The following is an 885-nucleotide window of genomic DNA, read 5'->3' as shown; positions in this document are numbered from 1 at the left end:
AGAATTGGCTGGTCCTGTGCCTGTAGAATTGGCTGCTGGGTTTGTAATACGCCAGTTACCATTAGCACCTCCAAAACCTGTACCTGTCCATCCTGTTGGAGCAACACCTGGAGTGTCTCCAAAACCTTCTGTAAATATGGTTGATGATGCACCTGAAGCACATGTAACACCTACTGGTGGTGGTGGTGGTGTGTTTAATGTTGTAAAGTTTACTGGGCCGCCATAGACACTTTGTCCGCTACCACAATCTGCAAGTATATATATCTCGTATACTGTACTCGATGTAAGTCCTGTTGCTAATAATGGGTTGGTTGTTGTTACGGTTCCAGCACCTGTTGGTGTTCCTGTTCCTGCAGGTTGGATAACATACTCCCATTGTGTTTCACTGTTATTAGCTGTCCATGAGATATCGGCTGTAGTATCTGTAATGTTAGCAACCATTATATTACTTGGTGCAATACAAAAGTCACCACAGGTTTCTACTGTAATCTGGTCTAAAGCCATATCGCCTTCAAAACCATTTCCTGTGCCACCATAGCTAAATTCTATATAGATTACTTGTCCTAAGTAAGCATCTAAATTAACACCTATTGGCACCCATGCTTCTGCGTCTGTGGTTTGTAAATCGCCTATCCATGTGTATTCTGTTGTAAATGGTCCTGTAGCACTTGTACCTACATTAACATTTAATGTACCTATATCATCTCCAAAGGCATGCATAAAAAAGGCTAACTCAGCACCATCTGTTGCTGTAGATAAATCAATCGCTGGTGATATTGCAGAGGCAATGGCTGACGAATTTCCAGAAGCTTCATACTCTAAGTGTACGCCTGGATTGCCATCATAAGAGTTGGCTGGTCCTGTACCTGTAGAATTGGCTGCTGG

1 protein-coding gene is annotated in these 885 nt (G+C 42.7%); it reads right to left on the bottom strand.

All coding sequences use genetic code 11. The features are described 5' to 3' along the window. The coding region (locus ACVC43_RS00070) for a fibronectin type III domain-containing protein (protein ID WP_452222532.1) at nucleotides 1-885 on the bottom strand (885 nt) is incomplete at both ends.

The organism is Lacinutrix chionoecetis, assembly GCF_053604665.1.
This window is presented reverse-complemented; position numbering and strand designations above follow the sequence as displayed.